The 16,857-nt window shown below is 70.2% G+C and carries 15 protein-coding genes and 2 tRNA genes; 10 read left to right on the forward strand and 7 right to left on the reverse strand.

Going from position 1 to position 16,857, the window contains the following annotated elements; all coding sequences use genetic code 11:
- The first annotated feature begins 236 nt into the window (after window positions 1-236).
- From AB6V31_RS00235 to AB6V31_RS00255, 5 genes are all read left to right on the forward strand, one after another.
- The gene (locus tag AB6V31_RS00235; protein ID WP_074694778.1) at window positions 237-827 is read left to right on the forward strand and encodes a molybdopterin-dependent oxidoreductase; all 591 of its coding nucleotides are present in this window, start codon (window positions 237-239) and stop codon (window positions 825-827) included.
- Window positions 824-1,555, forward strand: coding sequence for an FAD-binding oxidoreductase (locus tag AB6V31_RS00240; protein ID WP_369363292.1), 732 nt, complete (start codon window positions 824-826; stop codon window positions 1,553-1,555). Before AB6V31_RS00235 ends, AB6V31_RS00240 begins: the two co-directional genes overlap by 4 nt.
- Entirely contained in the window at window positions 1,555-1,815 is a 261-nt protein-coding gene (locus tag AB6V31_RS00245; protein ID WP_369363294.1) for a DUF6510 family protein, read from the forward strand. The genes AB6V31_RS00240 and AB6V31_RS00245 overlap by 1 nt, the downstream gene beginning before the upstream one ends.
- A 92-nt stretch (window positions 1,816-1,907) precedes the next feature.
- The gene (locus tag AB6V31_RS00250) at window positions 1,908-2,297 is read left to right on the forward strand and encodes a DUF2510 domain-containing protein (RefSeq protein WP_074694775.1); all 390 of its coding nucleotides are present in this window, start codon (window positions 1,908-1,910) and stop codon (window positions 2,295-2,297) included.
- Window positions 2,298-2,501: 204 nt separating this feature from the next.
- Window positions 2,502-3,338: an alpha/beta fold hydrolase gene (locus AB6V31_RS00255; protein ID WP_369364109.1), complete on the forward strand. Its 837-nt coding sequence runs from the start codon at window positions 2,502-2,504 to the stop codon at window positions 3,336-3,338.
- Between the two features lie 83 nt (window positions 3,339-3,421).
- Here the strand turns inward: AB6V31_RS00255 and AB6V31_RS00260 are convergent.
- From AB6V31_RS00260 to AB6V31_RS00280, 5 genes are all read right to left on the reverse strand, one after another.
- A tRNA-Ser gene (locus AB6V31_RS00260) sits at window positions 3,422-3,510 on the reverse strand.
- 95 nt (window positions 3,511-3,605) lie between these two features.
- A complete protein-coding gene (locus AB6V31_RS00265; protein ID WP_268102426.1) occupies window positions 3,606-4,895 on the reverse strand; it encodes an LCP family protein in 1,290 nt (429 codons plus the stop codon).
- Window positions 4,896-5,164: 269 nt separating this feature from the next.
- A tRNA-Ser gene (locus AB6V31_RS00270) sits at window positions 5,165-5,249 on the reverse strand.
- A 99-nt stretch (window positions 5,250-5,348) separates the two neighbouring features.
- Window positions 5,349-7,172: an amidase family protein gene (locus AB6V31_RS00275; RefSeq protein ID WP_369363296.1), complete on the reverse strand. Its 1,824-nt coding sequence runs from the start codon at window positions 7,170-7,172 to the stop codon at window positions 5,349-5,351.
- Between the two features lie 41 nt (window positions 7,173-7,213).
- On the reverse strand, window positions 7,214-7,930 hold the full coding sequence (locus tag AB6V31_RS00280) for a cohesin domain-containing protein (RefSeq protein WP_369363298.1): 717 nt from the start codon (window positions 7,928-7,930) through the stop codon (window positions 7,214-7,216).
- Window positions 7,931-8,191: 261 nt separating this feature from the next.
- On the opposite strand from AB6V31_RS00280, the gene AB6V31_RS00285 reads away from it, so the two are divergent.
- Window positions 8,192-9,451, forward strand: coding sequence for a DUF2254 domain-containing protein (locus AB6V31_RS00285; RefSeq protein ID WP_369363300.1), 1,260 nt, complete (start codon window positions 8,192-8,194; stop codon window positions 9,449-9,451).
- A 130-nt stretch (window positions 9,452-9,581) separates the two neighbouring features.
- Complete coding sequence (locus tag AB6V31_RS00290; RefSeq protein WP_369363302.1) at window positions 9,582-9,872, forward strand: PLDc N-terminal domain-containing protein; 291 nt, start codon at window positions 9,582-9,584, stop codon at window positions 9,870-9,872.
- 30 nt (window positions 9,873-9,902) lie between these two features.
- Here AB6V31_RS00290 and AB6V31_RS00295 read toward each other — a convergent pair whose 3' ends face one another.
- Both AB6V31_RS00295 and serS read right to left on the reverse strand, forming a co-directional pair.
- A complete protein-coding gene (locus tag AB6V31_RS00295) occupies window positions 9,903-10,802 on the reverse strand; it encodes an HAD family hydrolase (protein ID WP_369363304.1) in 900 nt (299 codons plus the stop codon).
- Window positions 10,799-12,067, reverse strand: a complete 1,269-nt coding sequence (gene serS, locus AB6V31_RS00300) for a serine--tRNA ligase (RefSeq protein ID WP_369363306.1) — start codon at window positions 12,065-12,067, stop codon at window positions 10,799-10,801. Before serS ends, AB6V31_RS00295 begins: the two co-directional genes overlap by 4 nt.
- Window positions 12,068-12,242: 175 nt before the next feature.
- On the opposite strand from serS, the gene AB6V31_RS00305 reads away from it, so the two are divergent.
- From AB6V31_RS00305 to AB6V31_RS00315, 3 genes are all read left to right on the forward strand, one after another.
- Window positions 12,243-13,532 (forward strand): diacylglycerol kinase family protein, encoded by a 1,290-nt coding sequence (locus tag AB6V31_RS00305; protein ID WP_082450274.1) that lies wholly within the window; start codon window positions 12,243-12,245, stop codon window positions 13,530-13,532.
- A 180-nt stretch (window positions 13,533-13,712) separates the two neighbouring features.
- The gene (locus tag AB6V31_RS00310) at window positions 13,713-15,083 is read left to right on the forward strand and encodes a deoxyribodipyrimidine photo-lyase (RefSeq protein ID WP_369363307.1); all 1,371 of its coding nucleotides are present in this window, start codon (window positions 13,713-13,715) and stop codon (window positions 15,081-15,083) included.
- A gap of 268 nt (window positions 15,084-15,351) precedes the next feature.
- Window positions 15,352-16,767, forward strand: a complete 1,416-nt coding sequence (locus AB6V31_RS00315; protein WP_369363309.1) for a tail fiber protein — start codon at window positions 15,352-15,354, stop codon at window positions 16,765-16,767.
- Window positions 16,768-16,857 lie beyond the last annotated feature (90 nt).

A 16,857-nucleotide genomic window follows, 5' to 3' on the forward strand; every position in this document is an offset into this window, starting at 1 on the left:
ATTCTCCCGGGGTGCGAGGGCGCGCGAGGTGCGCACCGCAGGCACGACCCTATCGGGGCGCGGGGCTGTGGCCGACGGGGTGGCGCCGGGCCGGATGGCCATGGGAGGTGTTCCGGCGACGAGAGGTCGCATCGCGCACGCGTCGTCCTGCGTCGGCAGACCCCCGGCGCGCGGCGCCCTGTCGCCGCCACGCGACCGTGGCTAGGGTGAAGCCACCGCCACCGCAGAGGAGACCCATGTCGTTCATCACACGCGGATTCTCGGGACGACGACGCGAGCGCGACCCCCGACTCCCTCCCGGTCAGACGCTCGTCGGGGACTGGCCCGTGCTGTCGGCCGGCCCGACACCCCGCGTCGACGACGACGGCTGGGAGTTCGCGATCGGCACCGAGAACGGCGTGCACCGCTGGACGCGGGCAGAGCTCGAGGCCCTCGGGGTCGAGGACGTCACCGTCGACATCCACTGCGTCACGCACTGGACGAAGCTCGACATGCCGTGGCGCGGCGTCTCTCTCGATCGTCTCTTCGCCGAGGTCGACACCTCTCACCGCTTCGCGATGGTGCACTCGTTCGGCGGGTACACGACCAACATCGCCGTCGACGATCTGCTCGGGGGCAAGAGCTGGATCGCCTTCGAGGCCGACGGGGCGCCTTTGACGCCCGAGCACGGGGGACCTGCCCGCCTACTGGTGCCGCACCTGTACTTCTGGAAGAGCGCGAAGTGGGTGCAGGGGCTCATCACGATGCCCGCCGACAAGCCGGGCTTCTGGGAGCAGAACGGTTACCACCTGCACGGCGACCCCTGGCGCGAGGAACGGTACGGGTGACCGCGCGCACCGCGGCCTGGCACACCGCGACGGTCGTCGCCTCGCGCCCCGAGACCGCGACCGCCCGACGCATCGAGCTCGATGTGCCCACGTGGCCGGGCAACGAGGCGGGTTCGCACCTCGACGTGCGCCTCACCGCACCCGACGGCTACCAGGCGAGCCGGTCGTACTCGATCGCATCGGCGGGCCCGGGCACGCGCATCGTGCTCGCCGTCGACGAGGTGCCCGACGGGGAGGTCTCGCCGTTCCTCGTCCACGATCTGCGCGAGGGTGACCGGATCGAGGTGCACGGGCCGCTCGGTGCGTTCTTCATGTGGACGCCGTCCGACGACCCCGCTCCGGTGCAGCTGATCGCGGGTGGCTCTGGGGTCGTCCCGCTCTTCGCCATGGCCTCCGCGCACGCGGCGAGCGCCGACGAGACCCCCTTCCGACTGCTGTACTCCGTCCGCTCGCCGGACGACGTGTTCTTCGCCGACGAGCTCGCCACCCTCGTCGACGACCGCTTCACCCTCGACCTCGTCTACACGCGCCGAGCTCCAGCCGACGCGGATCGGGCACCCGCACGACTGACCGCCGAGGGCCTGCGCGCCGCGATCATCCCCGCCGATCAGCAGCCGCGCGTCTTCGTCTGCGGACCGACCCCGTTCGTCGAGGCGGTCGCCGGCTGGCTCATCGAGGCGGGTCACGCATCCACCCGCATCCGCACCGAGCGATTCGGAGGCTCCTGATGACGCTTCTCGACGGCAATGCCCTCGCTGGTCGCCTCGACGATCTGCTCGGCTGGGACGCCACGGCATCCGGGATTCGATGCACCCACTGCGGGCTGACGGGACTGCTCGCGACGGCGGCCGTCTACGCCTCGGCGATGGGGGCCGTCGCACGGTGCCGCGGGTGCGAGGCCGTGCTTCTCACCGTGGTCGACGGTCCCGACGGCCGCTCCTGGTTGGGGCTCTCGGGCGTGAGTGCGGTGGAGATGCACCGCGCCTGACCCGCGCGTTGCAGCGGAGCATCGGGCTCCGAAATACTCGAGCGCAGCGGCACCCGGCCATGGGGTCCGGAGCGACGAACAGGGGGCGGTCGATGAGCGACGCGCGGGCAGGGTGGTACGACGACGGTTCCGGGCGCATGCGCTGGTGGGACGGGCAGCGGTGGACCGAGCAGTTCCAGGAGCCGGCCGCCCCGCAACCGGGCGTCGCGGGCTTCATCGAACGGGCGCAGGCCGACGCCGTCTCGGGCGCGCAGCCGCGTCCCGCCCAGGACGGGTTCAGTTACGTCGTGCTCCAGGTGGTGCTGAGGGAGAAGTTCTTCGGCACGGGCTCAGGCAACCTGACCGAACTCGAGAACGTCATCAACCGCCAAGCCGCGCTCGGTTACCGCCTGCACACGATCACGACCGCCTCGTCGGGGAGCACCGGCTTCGGCGGCGGAGACCGGATTCAGGCCACGATGGTCTTCGAGCGGCAGGGCTGACCACCCGGCCGGTGACGAGGATCCCGCGGCGCCGTGACCGATGATCCGGTCACCACTCGCGTGCCTTCGAGGTGCATCGCGGCTGAACACTTCGCACTCGTGCTGGACACGGGGCGACGAGGAGGGTTTCATGCTGTTGTGTGAGCGCTCCCAGAGGCGATCGCTCCACTTACCGCCGAGCAGCAGAACATGAAAGGTTCACTCATGGGGTACGTCACGACGGACGACGGCGCGGAGATCTTCTTCAAGGACTGGGGCGATCACGACGCTCAGCCCATCGTGTTCCATCACGGGTGGCCCCTGTCATCCGACGACTGGGACGCGCAACTGCTCTACTTCCTCAACGAGGGCTATCGCGTGATCGCGACCGACCGACGCGGCCACGGTCGCTCGTCGCAGATCGGCACCGGTCACGACATGGATCATTACGCGAGCGACGTGAACGCGGTCGTCGAGCACCTCGACCTGCGCAACGCCGTCCACGTCGGCCACTCCACCGGTGGCGGACAGGTCGCCCGCTACGTCGCGAAGTACGGCGAGCCCCAGGGCCGTGCCGCCAAAGCCGTGCTCGTCGCGGCCGTTCCGCCCCTGATGCTGCAGACTGACGAAAACCCCGAGGGTCTCCCGATGTCGGTGTTCGACGGGTTCCGCGACGCCCTCGCCGCCAACCGCGCGCAGTTCTTCGAGGATGTGGCATCCGGACCCTTCTACGGGTTCAACCGCGAGGGCGTCGAGGTGCAACAGCGAGTGATCGACAACTGGTGGCGCCAGGGCATGACCGGCAGCGCCCTCGCCCACTACGCCGGCATCAAGGCGTTCTCCGAGACCGACCAGACCGAGGATCTGAAAGCGATCTCGGTGCCCGTGCTCGTACTGCAGGGGGACGACGACCAGGTCGTGCCCTACCAGGCCGCCGCCCTCAAGCAGGCCGAGCTGCTGTCGAACGCGACGTTGAAGATCTACGAGGGCTACCCCCACGGCATGCTCACCACGCACGCCGACGTGATCAACCCGGACATCCTGGCGTTCATCCGCTCCTGACCGCCACCCGACGGCGCTCGCGGCACCCCGCGGGCGCCGTCGGCAGGAACCAGAAAAGCCCCGGCGAACCGGGGCTTTTTCTGCGGAGACGGAGGGATTTGAACCCTCGGTCCCCTTACGGGGACTCCACCTTAGCAGGGTGGTGCACTAGGCCTGACTATGCGACGTCTCCAGGTGATCGACGCCCTGCGGCGCGAACACACCGGTCCATACTAACCGGATGCCGCCCGGCATTCGAACCACGTCCGAGATGCCGGGCGGCGAGGGTCAACCGCGGACGTTTCCGTTCGAGCAGGTCGCCTGTGCGGCGGTCTGCCCGGCGATGCCGCTCGGCAGCTGGATCGCGTCCGACGTCGGGGCCGGGGAGGCCTGGGCCGTCTGGGTGGGCGCGGGGCTGGCGGTGTCGACCGGCGCGGGAGCCTGCGTGGGCGCCGGGGTGGCGTTCTGGTCGACGACCACGCCGTTGCCGTCGCTGAGGTTGCCCGAGAGCTCCAGCGGCTGGTTCGCGGCGAGGGCCGCCCACAGCGTGTCGGCGTCGGTACGGTCGGGCACGACGCGGTTGGGGTTCGAGGGATCGGTGTACGTCGGGTACTGGATGAACACGATCTCGTTGAACGGCACGTCCTTGACCGCGGAGGCGATCTGCACCAGCGTCAGCGGGTTCGTCAGCGAGGTCGACGGGTCGACGTTGCGCAGAGCGGTGGAGGCGAGCTTGTAGAGCGTCGCGGGGTTCGACAGCACGTCCTGGCTCTTCAGCTTGTTGGCCAGACGCGACATGTACTGCTGCTGGTTCGAGATGCGCCCCAGGTCGCCGCCGTCGCCGACGCCGTGACGGGTGCGGAGGAACTGCAGGGCGTCGAGACCCTGCACCGTGCGCATGCCGGCGGGCCAGTCGATGCCGGTGTAGCGGTCCTTGATCCCGTTCGCGATGCAGACATCGACACCGCCGATCGCGTCGGTGATGTTGATCACCCCGCCGAAGCTGACCTTGGCGGCGAAGGGAATCTCGAGGCCGCTGAGCTCCGAGACCGTCTGCACGACGCACGAGAGGCCACCGTACGAGAACGCGGAGTTGATCTGCTGCTTGCTCATCGCCGAGGTCTCGTTGCCGTCCTTGTCGGTGCACGAGGGGATCGGCACCATCAGGTCGCGCGGGAACGAGATGACCGTGACCCGGCGGGGCGCGTCGGAGATGTGGACCAGCATGTTGACGTCGTTGAGGCTGCCCTCGGAGTCGGCACCGGTGCAGCGATCGCCGAAGAGCTGGGCGAAGCTGGGCTCGCACTCGTCGGTGCCGACGAGGAGCATGTTGACGCCGCCCTTGAGCTCGCCGAGGTCCGGCGGGACCGCCGGCTGACCCTTGAGCTCGACCGCGTCCGCGGTGAAGCTCTGAGTGAGGTCGACCGCGGCGTACGCGAGGACCGCACCACCCGACACGAGGAGGACGGCGAGGGCGATCGCCACGCCGCGGAACAGCTGCGCGAGGGGCCCCGGCGAGGTGAGTCGCCCGTGGCGCGCGACGGTCCGCTGACCGCGCGGGGTGGAGGTCTTGCTCACTCGGGTCCTTTCGAGACGGATGCCACCGGCCCGGCAGCACGTCGACCCGCGGCACGGCCGGAGGTCGCAGTAATACTAGGGATCAGGATCTGTGAATCCCGTGAAGATCGGGCGTTTCGGCGCGGGTCAGGTGCGGGAGGCGTCCCGACGGTGCGTGATCGAGACGACCCGGGTCGACGAGTCGCGCGGCGTGGGCCCAACGACGTTCTCATTGCGCTCAGCCGGTGATAACGACGAAGCGGACCCCTGCGGGGCCCGCTTCGTCGTTGCGGAGGGTGTGGGATTCGAACCCACGGGACATTGCTGCCCACTGGTTTTCAAGACCAGGTCCATCGGCCGCTCGGACAACCCTCCCGAACGACCCGAGTCTACCGAGCCGCGAACTCGAGGTCGCACGACAGGACCCGCGCGAGGCGGCCCCGGGCGAGCGAGCGCCCGGGACCGCCTCATCGCTCAGCCCAGCGGGCCGTAGGCCGCGGGCGTCGTGCGGGCGTGGGTCGCCTGCTCGAAGCCGTAGGCGAGGCCCAGGAGGGGACCCTCGGCGAAGTCGCGGCCGAGGAACTCGAGGTTCACTCCCCCGGTCGACGCCTCGGTCGAGAGCCCCTGGCCCATCGGCACCGTGACGGCGGGCAGACCCGTGTTCGGGCTCAGACGCATATTCGTGCCGATGGTGCCGTAAGGGTTGCCGGTCGGGTAGACGACGGCATCCAGCTTCTGGTCGTCCATGAACGCGGTCATGATCTGCTTGCCCTTCGCGAGCTGCAGGGTGTGCGAGCCCTGCGGACCGGCCCATGCCTGATAGGTCGACTCGGTGACGGCGGCGCGCTGACCGTACGGGTTGCTCGCGCGGCCGGGCACGATATTCGGCGACTGCGAAATGGCGAGCAGACTGCGCGCGCTCACCGTCGGGTCGAGGTAGGCGGTGATGTAGTTCTGCAGGTCGTGGTTGAACTCGGGACCACTGCCGCTCCCCTCGCCCACGATCGCCGAGAACCCGTCGGGTGCGGTGACGGCGACCACGGTCGCACCCCGTGCCTCCATGGCCGCCTTCGCCTGGGCGAAGAGACGCTGGGTGGTGGGGTTCGTTCCGAGCATCGACGCGATGTAGCCGATCTTCTTGCCCTTCAACGACTCCCCGTCGAGGTACGACGTGTACGTCTCGGGGACCTTTCCGGCCTGGCGTGCGGTGACCGGGTCACCCGCGTCTTCGCCGACGACCGCGTCGAGGGCGATCGCGGCATCCTGGACCGAACGGGCGATCGGACCACCGGTGTCCTGCGAGAGGGCGAGGGGCACGATGCCGTCGCGACTGGCGAGACCGACCGTCGGGCGTACGCCCACGAGCTGGTTGTAGGTCGAGGGGATGCGGATCGACCCGCCGGTGTCGGTGCCGAAGCCGATGCCGGCGAGGTTCGCCGCGATCGCGGCTCCCGTGCCGCCGCTCGATCCGCCCGAGGTCTGGGTCGTGTCGTACGGGCTCGACACGGTCAGCGCGGTGCCGTCGGGCTGGAACGCCGACCACTGCGACGACAGGTTGATCGCGAACTCGTCCATCGAGGCCTTCGCCACGATGACGGCTCCGTCGGCGCGGAGCCCCGTGACCATCGTCGCGTCGCTCGAGGTCTGGTTGCCGCTCCAGCAGCCGCAGCCGGCGGTGGTGGGCATGTCGGCGGTGTTGTAGTTGTCCTTCAACGCCACCGGGATGCCGAGAAGCATGCCTGTCATGCCCTTCTCGGCGCGGATGGCGTCTGCTGCCGCTGCGGCGGCGAGCGCGACCTTGCTCGTCGTGATGATCGAGTTGAGCGGTCGCACGCCGGTCGGGCGCACGACCTTGTCGTACGCGGCGATGCGGTCGAGGTACTGCTGGGTCAGCGAGACCGAGGTGATCACGCCCGCGTTCATCGCCGCCTGCATCGCCACGGCATCGGCCTCGACGATCTGGAAGGGACCGTCGTCGTAGATGATGCGCTCCGACAGCAGGGCGAGATCGGATGCCGTCACGGCACCGTCGTCGTCGAGGTCGAAGCCCGCGGCATCCGCCCATCCGGCATCGCTCGAGGTCATCCCCAGGTGGGGGGCAAGGGCTGCGAGGTCGGCCGTCGTCACCTGGGCATCGCCGGTGACGTCGAGCTCGGTGTAGTACGGGGCGAGGAAAGGCGCGGCGGACGGCGCGGGCGCGGGGGCGGCGAGCGCCGCGGTGGGGGCGACGACGGCCCCGGCGACGACGACACCGATCGAGGCGGACACGGCCAGAACACGGCGGGCCAGGGGGGTCATGACGGATCCTTCGTGGAAGAAGACGGACGAACGGGACGCGGTCATTCCTGCACCGCCTCACGGCGGCGGAGGACGAACAGCGCGCCTCCGGCGATGAGGGCGACGCCGAGAGCACCGGCGATCCACCACGGCGTCGCATCGACACCGGTCGTGGCCAGGTCGCCCGGGCCCTTCGCCGCGGGGGCGGGAGTCGCCGACGCGGACGCGGACGCCTCGGGTGAGGGCGCGGGTGACGACGTGGACGGCTGCGGAACGGGGACGGGTGCCGCCGCGATGACGACGGTTCCGGAGGCCACCGCTGCGGCCGTCACGACGTCACCGGTCGACGACACGAGACGCACCGACGACAGCTCGACGACGGCCGACCCGGCCGCGAGCGACCGGAGGGGGATGGATGCCAGGATCACACCGCTCGCGCCGCTCAGACCGGGAGACGTACCGAGGCGCGTGTGCGAGACGGTGAGGGAGCCGGGGCCCGTGACGGTCGAGGTGAACCCACCGGCGGGACCGGTCGGGGCATCGGCCGCGGGAGCGAGCAGCGTCGGGTCGAACGTGATCTCGAGGTCATAGGAGTAGAGGTCGCTCACACCGGATCCGGTGATGGTGGCGACGAGCGCGTCACCGGCGGTGACGCTCATAGGGCTCACCGACAGCGACAGGGTCGCCGCGGGAGGGGCGGCGTGCGCCGCGGGCGCGGCAAGCACGGGCCCGAACAGGGCCAGGGCCGCCACGAGGGCGGCGCCGAGGCGGCGTGACACTCTCGGGCGTGATGCGGGGCTGTGTGCAGACATGCGTGGGTCAGGCTCCTCGGGTGATGGAACGAGCACGACCGGGATCCGCGTGGGCCTCTCGGCATCCGACGATCGTTGGGTGACCCGACCTTGTCAGCACGGCATGTCCGACAAGTTGCCTCACATTTCCATCGCATATCCGTAGGCGAATGAGGGCGCGTTTTCAGGCGAGTCCCTCATCCGTCCAGCCCCCGGGTTCGCGGGGGCGCGCCGGATAACGTCGCGTCCATGGCGACGATGACGCGAAGCCCGCTGGCATCCTTCTTCCTCCGGCTCGGACGGCAGGTGTGGGTGCGCGCGGCGCTCTTCACCGCGATCTCGATCGTGGTGGCGCTCGCCGCGCGGTTCGTGGGGCCTCTGCTGCCCTTCTCGTTCAGCGTCGATCTCGCGGCCGGCTCCGTCGACGAGCTGCTGCAGATCATCGCCACGGCGATGCTCACCGTGAGCACTTTCTCGGTCACGGCGATGGTCACGGCCTTCTCGTCGGCGACGACGACCGCCACCCCACGATCGACGCAGCTGCTGATCGCCGACCCGACCTCGCAGAATGCCGTATCGACGTTCGTCGGCGCCTTCGCGTTCTCGCTCGTCGGAATCGTCGCCCTCTCCACCGGGTATTACGAAAGCCAGGGACGCACGATCCTCTTCGTGGCGACCCTCGTCATCATCGCCATCGTCGTCGTCACGCTCCTGCGGTGGATCGCCCACCTGTCGACCTTCGGACGGATGGCAGACGTCATCGATCGGGTCGAGAAGGCGGCCACGACCTCACTCGAGTGGCATGCAGCGCGGCCGACGCTGGGCGCGCGATCCGCCACGACGCCCCCAGCGGGAGCGGTGCCCGTACACACGGACGGCGTCGGATACGTCACCCATGTTGACGTCGCGGGGCTCGACCGACTCGCACGCCAGCACCAGATCGATGTGCACGTCCGCGCCGTCCCCGGCAGGATCGCCGATGCACGGGTCCCCCTCGCCCTCGTCGACGGCCCCGTCGATGCCGACGTCGCCGCGGGCGTGCGGCGGGCGTTTCGGGTCGAGAACCACCGCACGTACGAGCAGGACCCGCGATTCGGAGTGATCGCCCTCACCGAGATCGGCAGCCGCGCCCTATCGTCCGCGACGAACGACCCCGGTACGGCGATCGAGGTGATCGCGGCGCTCCATCGCGTCTTCTCGAGGGCCTTCGCCGTCCCCATCGATTCCACCGTGGATTTCGAGCGGGTGTTCGTCCCGGCGCCACGCCTCATCGATCTCGTCAACGACGCCTTCCGACCGTTGGCGCGCGACGGCGCCGCCGTGATCGAGGTGCAGGTGCGCCTGCAGAAGTGCCTTGCGTCGCTCGCCGCATCCTCACCCGGCCACGCCCCTCTCTTCCGGGAGGCCGCGCGCGCCGCGTTCGACCGCAGCCGTCGGGAGCTCGATCGCTCCGACACGCGCACCCTGCGTGCGGCCGTGCGGCAGGCCTGGGCGCGCGAAAGGGTCTGAGCGTCGGCTACGCCCCAGCTATGGACTTCCTGCGCTCCTCGGCGGAGGGATTGCCGCGCGCTCGCGCCCGGCGTAGACCGAGAACATCACACCCACGGCCCGTCGGGCCGTCCGAGTTGAGGAGGTCACCATGCTCGTCACCACGCTGTCAGCGCAGATCGTTCTCGCCGTCTTCGCGCTCGTCTACGCGGCATCCGTCTTCGCCGCGATCGTCGCCGTCCGCGATCCGCAGGCGTCCCCCGGCCTCAAGGCGATGTGGGTCGCCGCGCTGCTCCTGTTGCCGCCGGTCGGACTCCTCGCGTGGGAAGCGGCCCGCCTGGCTGATAGCCGCGCCGCCCGTCGCCCGATGACCGTCGTGGATCGCACCGCGTACCTCGCCCACCGCGCCGCGCACGTGGCGGGCGGGTCCGCGCGGGTCTGACGCCCCCCGGGCCGCCGATCCTGCAGCGGGTCAGAGCGCGCGCAGGATCGCGGCCACGCCGCCCTCGGTCACCGAGAGGCCGACCTCGCCCGCGGCGGCGTGCACCTCGGGAGGACCCTGGTGCATCGCGATCGCCCGCCCGCCGTTGCGGACGGCCCACTGCATCATCTCGATGTCGTTGCGACCGTCGCCCATGACCAGGACGCGCTCGGGGGCGATGCCCAGCCACCCGCGCACGAGCTCGAGCGCGGTCGACTTGTCGACGCCCTGCGGCGCGATGTCGAGCCACGCCGTCCACCCGATGGCGTACGACACCTGGGTCAGCCCGATCCGCTCGACGAGTTCGAGGAAGTCCTGATCGGTCTGCTCGGGCGCGACGACCACCACACGGCACACCGGCTCGGCGGACAGCTCGGCGAAGGTCACCTTGTGCGCCTTCTCGAGGTTCCAGTCGTCGAGGTAGTCGGTGAACTTGCGCGTACCGTCGGGCAGCTCCACCAGGAAGTGCGCACCCGACAGGTGCTCGCCCAGTAGCGCCAACACCTCACTGGGGTCGAACGTCTCGACGTGCGCGCGCTCGTACTCGGTGGCATCCACTCCCCCCACCCGGCGCATCACGATGGCGCCGTTCGAGCAGACGGCGTACTCGGGACGGATGCCGAGGCGGTCCATGATCGTGTGGGTGCTGTCCCAGCTGCGACCGGTGGCGAGCATGACCTCGTGACCCGCGCGGTGCGCGTGCGTGATCGCCTCGACGACCCCGGGGCTCAAGGTGTCGTCCTCGAGGAGCACCGTTCCGTCGATGTCGAGGGCGATGAGCAGGCGGCCGAGGTGAGGAGCGTCGGCGAGATCGGCGACCAGATCGGCCGCCTCCTGCTTCGGCGCTCTCTCAACGGCACCGGTGTCGGGGAGGGCGGCCTCGTCGCTCACGCGATGGGCTCCATGACCTCGAGCCCGCCCAGGTACGGCCGCAAGACCTCGGGGACCGTGACCGAACCGTCGGCGCGCTGGTGCGTCTCGAGAAGCGCCACGATCCACCGGGTGGTGGCGAGTGTGCCGTTGAGGGTCGCGACCGGCTGGGTCTTGCCTCCGTCGGCGGGACGGAAGCGGGTCTCGAGGCGGCGCGCCTGGTACGTCGTGCAGTTCGAGGTGCTCGTCAGCTCGCGGTAGGCATCCTGCGTGGGGACCCAGGCCTCGATGTCGAACTTGCGCGCGGCGCTGGACCCCAGGTCGCCGGCGGCCACGTCGATCACGCGGTAGGCGAGGCCGAGGTCCTGCAGCATCTGCTCCTGCATCGCGACGAGACGGTCGTGCTCGGCCTCGGCGTCGGCCGGGTCGGTGTAGACGAACATCTCGAGCTTGTTGAACTGGTGCACGCGGATGATGCCGCGGGTGTCTTTGCCGTACGAGCCGGCCTCGCTGCGGTAGCAGGTGGACCAGCCGGCGTAGCGCTTGGCGCCGCGCCCGAAGTCGAGGATCTCATCCATGTGGTAGCCGGCGAGGGGGACCTCGCTGGTGCCGACGAGGTAGAGGTCTTCTTTCGGCAGGTGGTAGACCTCGTCGGCGTGCTGGCCGAGGAACCCGGTGCCGCGCATGACCTCGGGGCGCACGAGCGTCGGCGGGATCATCGGGGTGAAGCCCGCCTGCAGCGCGCGGTCGAGGGCCAGGGTCATGAGCGCGAGCTCGAGGCGCGCGCCGATGCCGGTGAGGAAGTAGAAGCGGCTGCCCGAGACCTTCGTGCCGCGTTCCATGTCGATCGCCCCGAGCATCTCGCCGATCTCGAGGTGGTCGCGCGGGGTGAAGTCGTAGGTCGGGACGTCGCCGTGGGTGCGCAGCGTGACGAAGTTCTCTTCGCCCCCCGACGGGACACCGTCGATGACGATGTTCTCGATCTTCGCCAGGGCCGCCTCGGCTACCGCCTCGGCCTCGGTCGCGGCGTGCTGCGCGGCCTTGACCTGCTCGCTGAGCTGCTTCGCCTCGGCGACGAGAGCGGCCTTCTCTTCTTTCAGCGCCTGCGCGACGCGCTTACCGTGCGCGTTCTGCGCGGCACGGAGCTCTTCGAAGGCGGTGATGGCCGCGCGGCGGTCGCGGTCGGCGGCGAGGGCGTCGTCCACCGAATCCGGCGACTCCCCGCGGGCGATCTGGGAGCGCTTCACGAGCTCGGGATCTTCACGCAGCAGAGTCAGGTCGATCACGCGTCCATCCTACGGTCGAGGCGGCACGTGTCCTGCGCTGTCGCGAGCACGCGCGGCGTGCGCCGGAAGGCGGAAGGACGGGCTCCGCTCGCGGCGAATGCGGCTTCGGCATCCCTCCGTCAAGCCCGCCTCGAATACGAGTGACGGGATCGACCGCGGTCCTATGGTGGATGCCATGGCCGCCCCTGACGAGCCGCGTGACGACGCGGACGCTCCCGAAACCGTCCCCGCCGATGCTCCCGCCGAGGTGAGGGCGGACGCCGCCGCGGCCGGGGGCTCTGACGACCACTTCCACGCGGCGCGGCTGGGCGAGGACGTCGGTGACCGCCCGCGCAAGGACGTCCCTCACCCGAAGGACGCCGCAGAACCCGACGACACCATTCGCCAGCCGGAGGACGTCGAGCCGGACTCGTCGGCGGAGATGCCCGGCAAGACGCAGCGCGTCGACGCCGAGGGCGAAGAAGCGCCGATCGACGCCGAGACGACCGAGAAGAAGCGGGCCGCCCTCGTCTACAACCCCGTCAAGGTCGACCCCGACACGCTGCGCGCCCGCGTGGCGGAGCTCTCGGCCGCAGCCGACTGGGCCGAGCCGTTGTTCTACGAGACGACGGTCGACGACCTGGGCGACGACGCCACCCGCGCAGCCCTCGACGAGAAGGTCGACGCCGTGCTCGTGGCGGGCGGCGACGGCACCGTCCGTGCCGTCGCCGAGGCTCTGACCTCGACGGGTGTGCCCCTGACGATCATCCCGAGCGGGACGGGCAACCTGCTCGCTCGTAACCTCAACCTGCCCCTCGCCGACAGCGACGCGATGATCCGCTCGACTTTCGAGGGCGACGTGCTCTCCATCGACACCGGGATCGCACGCATCCGCCGCGCCAGCGGCGAGATCGAGGAGCACGGGTTCTCGGTCATGGCGGGCATCGGTCTGGATGCCGCGATGATCCAGAACACCCGCGACGACCTGAAGAAGCAGGTCGGATGGGTCGCTTATGTCGACGGAGCGGCGCGCTCGCTCGTCTCGGCCAAACCCTTCCGCGTCATGTACCAGCTCGACGGGCACCGCCTGCACTCGGCGAAGGTGCACAGCGTGCTGTTCGCGAACTGCGGCGCCCTGCAGGGCGGCGTCGCGCTGATCCCGGACGCCTCCATCGCCGACGGCAGCCTCGACGTGGCCGTGCTGCAGCCCAGCGGCGTGCTCGGCTGGTTGGGCGTCTGGCGCAAGATCGTGTGGGACAACTCGGTGCTGCGGAAGTTCCGCGCCGGTCGACGCGTGCTCGAGCGCCGTAGGGACTCGTCGGTGCGCTACCTGCGGGGCACGGGCATCGAGTTAGCGACCGCGCCCGCGCAGCCGATCGAGCTGGACGGCGACGAGTTCGGCGAAGCGACGCGCGTGTACACCCGCATCGTCCCCGGCGGGCTCTCGGTCGCGCTGCCGAAGGGGCACGACACCTCGTCTCTCTGACGGCCTCGGCACCGGCCGCCGTCCATCGAGAACGCATCCTTTCGTCGAGGACGCAGGCGTCCGGCGCCGAACGAATGCGGTCTCGGCAAACACGTGCGGTTTCGCCGAGCGCGGCCGGGCCGGGCGCGCACCGGGTGTCAAGCCCGGAATCACGGATGCCGAGGTGGATAGCGTCGAGGGATGCCATCGCCCTCCGTCGTGTGGTTTCGCGACGACCTTCGACTCACCGACAACCCGGCGCTGCGCGCGGCGCTCGACCGCGAGGAGCCGATCGTGGCGCTGTACCTCCTCGATGAGGAGTCGGAAGGCGTCCGCTCGATCGGCGGGGCGGCCCGGTGGTGGTTGCACGGGTCGCTGGCCTCCCTCAGTGAACGCCTCGAGGAGCGGGGCGGCCGACTCGTGCTCCGGCGGGGCCGAGCGGCCGACGTCATTCCCTCGGTGGTCGCGGAGGTGGGCGCCGGAGCGGTGTTCTGGAACCGGCGCTACGGCGGTGCGGAGCGCGAGATCGACGCCGGCATCAAGGAGAAGCTGCGTGACGACGGCGTGACCGTCGCGTCGTTCGCCGCCAACCTGCTCTACGAACCGTGGACGGTGCGCACGCAGAGCGACAAGCCGTACGGCGTGTACAGCCCCTTCGCCCGGGCCGTGCAGAAGCTCCCGGCCCCGCGCCCGCCGATGCCGGAAGCACGGAAGATCCCCGGCTTCGACGGCAGTGTCGACGGTGACGACCTCGGCTCGTGGGGCCTGTTGCCCACGAAGCCCGACTGGGCCGGAGGCCTGCGCGAGACGTGGGAGCCCGGAGAGCCCGCCGCGAAGGCACGTTTGAAGGAGTTCCTCGACGACGACCTGGGCGACTACTCGAAGTACCGCGACGAGTTCGCGGGCGGTGCCACCTCCAACCTGTCGCCGCGCCTGCGCTGGGGCGAGCTCAGCCCCTATCAGGTGTGGCACGACACCCTCGAGCACCGGGGATCGGGCCAGCACGCGCAGAGCGCGAGCGGGTTCCTCTCGGAGATCGTGTGGCGCGAGTTCGCCTGGCACGTGACCTACCACTCCCCCGACATCGCGACGGTGAACTGGCGTCGTACCTTCGACGCCTTCCCCTGGCCGAAGCTGAACCGATCGCACCTCGAGACCTGGCAGCAGGGCAAGACGGGCGTGGCCGTGGTCGACGCCGGCATGCGCCAGCTCTGGCACACCGGCGTCATGCACAACCGCGTGCGCATGGTCACAGCATCGTTCCTCATCAAGAACCTGCTCATCGACTGGCGCCACGGCGAGCAGTGGTTCTGGGACTGCCTCGTCGACGCGGATGCCGCGAGCAACCCCTTCAACTGGCAGTGGGTCGCGGGAAGCGGCGCGGATGCCGCTCCCTACTTCCGCGTGTTCAACCCCGACACGCAGCGCAAGAAGTTCGACCCGCACGACGCCTACATCAAGGAGTGGGCGCCCGAGTACCTCGGCGAGAACCCGCCCGAGCCGATGGTCGACCTCGGCGAGACGCGCAAGCGCGCGCTCGACGCGTACTCCCACGTGCGCCACGGGGGCTGAGTCCGCCCACGGGACCCGAGGTCGCCGCGCCGGTCGGAGCCGAGGCGTCGCCCGAGGGTCCCCCTCCGCGGAGCCCGAAGGCGATCGCCGTGCCGACAGCGAGTGCGGCAATGGCGGCTCTGTTCGTCGACCCCCGACGACACAGCGTGCACTTTCGTCGCTACGATAGCGTCCGACTACGGGCTGAGCTGGGTGCAGTGTGTTCTAGGCCGTCTTCGCACTGCTCGACGCGACCGCGTAGGAGCCCCGTCTCTTTGGGAGCCCCGCCATGAAGGCATCACCCGTTTCTTGGATCATCATCGGCGCGGTCGTCGCGGGAACGGTCGGCGCCGGCGCCGGGTGGGCCGCGTCATCCGTGGCACAGAGCCAGCCATCATCGCTGACCGCCTACGGCTGCTTCGATACGCAGTCGGGAGCGCTCACTCTGAACGCCGACTCGTCGACGTGCGACGGCGGCATGGTTCCGGTCACCTGGTCGAGCTCCCCCGCCGTAACAGGCGAGCCCGGCGCGACCGGAGAACCCGGGCCGCAGGGAGCACAGGGCGCCACGGGTGAGAACGGCGCGACGGGCGACAGGGGCACGAGCGGCGCGCGAGGAGCGACCGGCGAGACGGGACCCCAGGGCGCTGGCGGGGCCGACGGAGCGATGGGAGCGCAGGGCGCTACGGGGGCTGTCGGAGCGACCGGTGCCGACGGAGCAACCGGCGCGCAGGGAGCCACGGGAGCGCAAGGAGCCACGGGAGCGCAGGGCGAACCCGGAGAAACGGGCGCGCGAGGCGAGACCGGCGTGACCGGCGCTCAGGGAGCCACCGGCTCTCAGGGAGCCACCGGCGCCCAAGGCGCTACCGGCGAGAAGGGGGACGCTGGAGTCGCCGCATGGAGCACCGTCTCGGCGTGGTCCGCGACGTCGACCTACACGGCGGGGCCTCCCGCGGCCCTCGTCACCTTTGAAGGCAGTGCGTATGTCGCCGCGCAGTCCTCCCTCGGCAAGACGCCGGGGACGGACTCCAGCTGGATCCTCGTCGCCTCGAAGGGCGCGAAGGGCGACAAGGGCGATGTCGGGGCCACGGGAGACACCGGAGCGACGGGCGCAACGGGCCCGCAGGGTGCGCAAGGCACGCAGGGGCTTTCCGGCGCTCAGGGCCAGACCCCGTGGACGTTCCGAGGCGAGTGGACGAGCACCACGACGTACCAGACGGGTACTCCCGCCGACGTCGTGACCTACCAGGGCAGCACGTACATCGCCACCCGGACCAGTACGAACGTCGCGCCCACCTCGACCGCCGACTGGCGCGTGCTCGCCGCTGCGGGCGCCCCGGGAGCAACCGGACCGCAGGGACTCACCGGTCCCCAGGGGCCGACCGGTCCGCAGGGGCCGGCTGGATCGAGCACCTTCGTGGACAACCGTTTCGGACAGAACTCGGGGCAGGCTCGAGAGGGCCGCAGCGGCGTCGACTGCACACTGGGCGACGTCTACCTCTCCGCTTCTCGTATCGCGAGCGGGCTGATCGCAAACGGCCAGACGCTGAGCGTCTCGTCAAACCAGGCGCTGTTCGCCCTCTACGGCACGACGTACGGCGGAAACGGCGCGACGACCTTCCAGCTCCCCAACCTCACCTCCGTCACCCCGAACGGCATGACGTACTACGTGTGCAGTCCGGGCATCTTCCCCTCCAGCAACTAGGGACTCGTTCGACCGCCTCCGGGCAGACGAAAGGGGCGCCACCTCCCTCGCGACCGGCCCCCGGGGGTCGGAACTGATTTCTCAGTCCGA

The sequence above is a fragment of the Microbacterium sp. 16-032 genome, from assembly GCF_041079455.1.
GTDB lineage: Bacteria > Actinomycetota > Actinomycetes > Actinomycetales > Microbacteriaceae > Microbacterium > Microbacterium testaceum_A.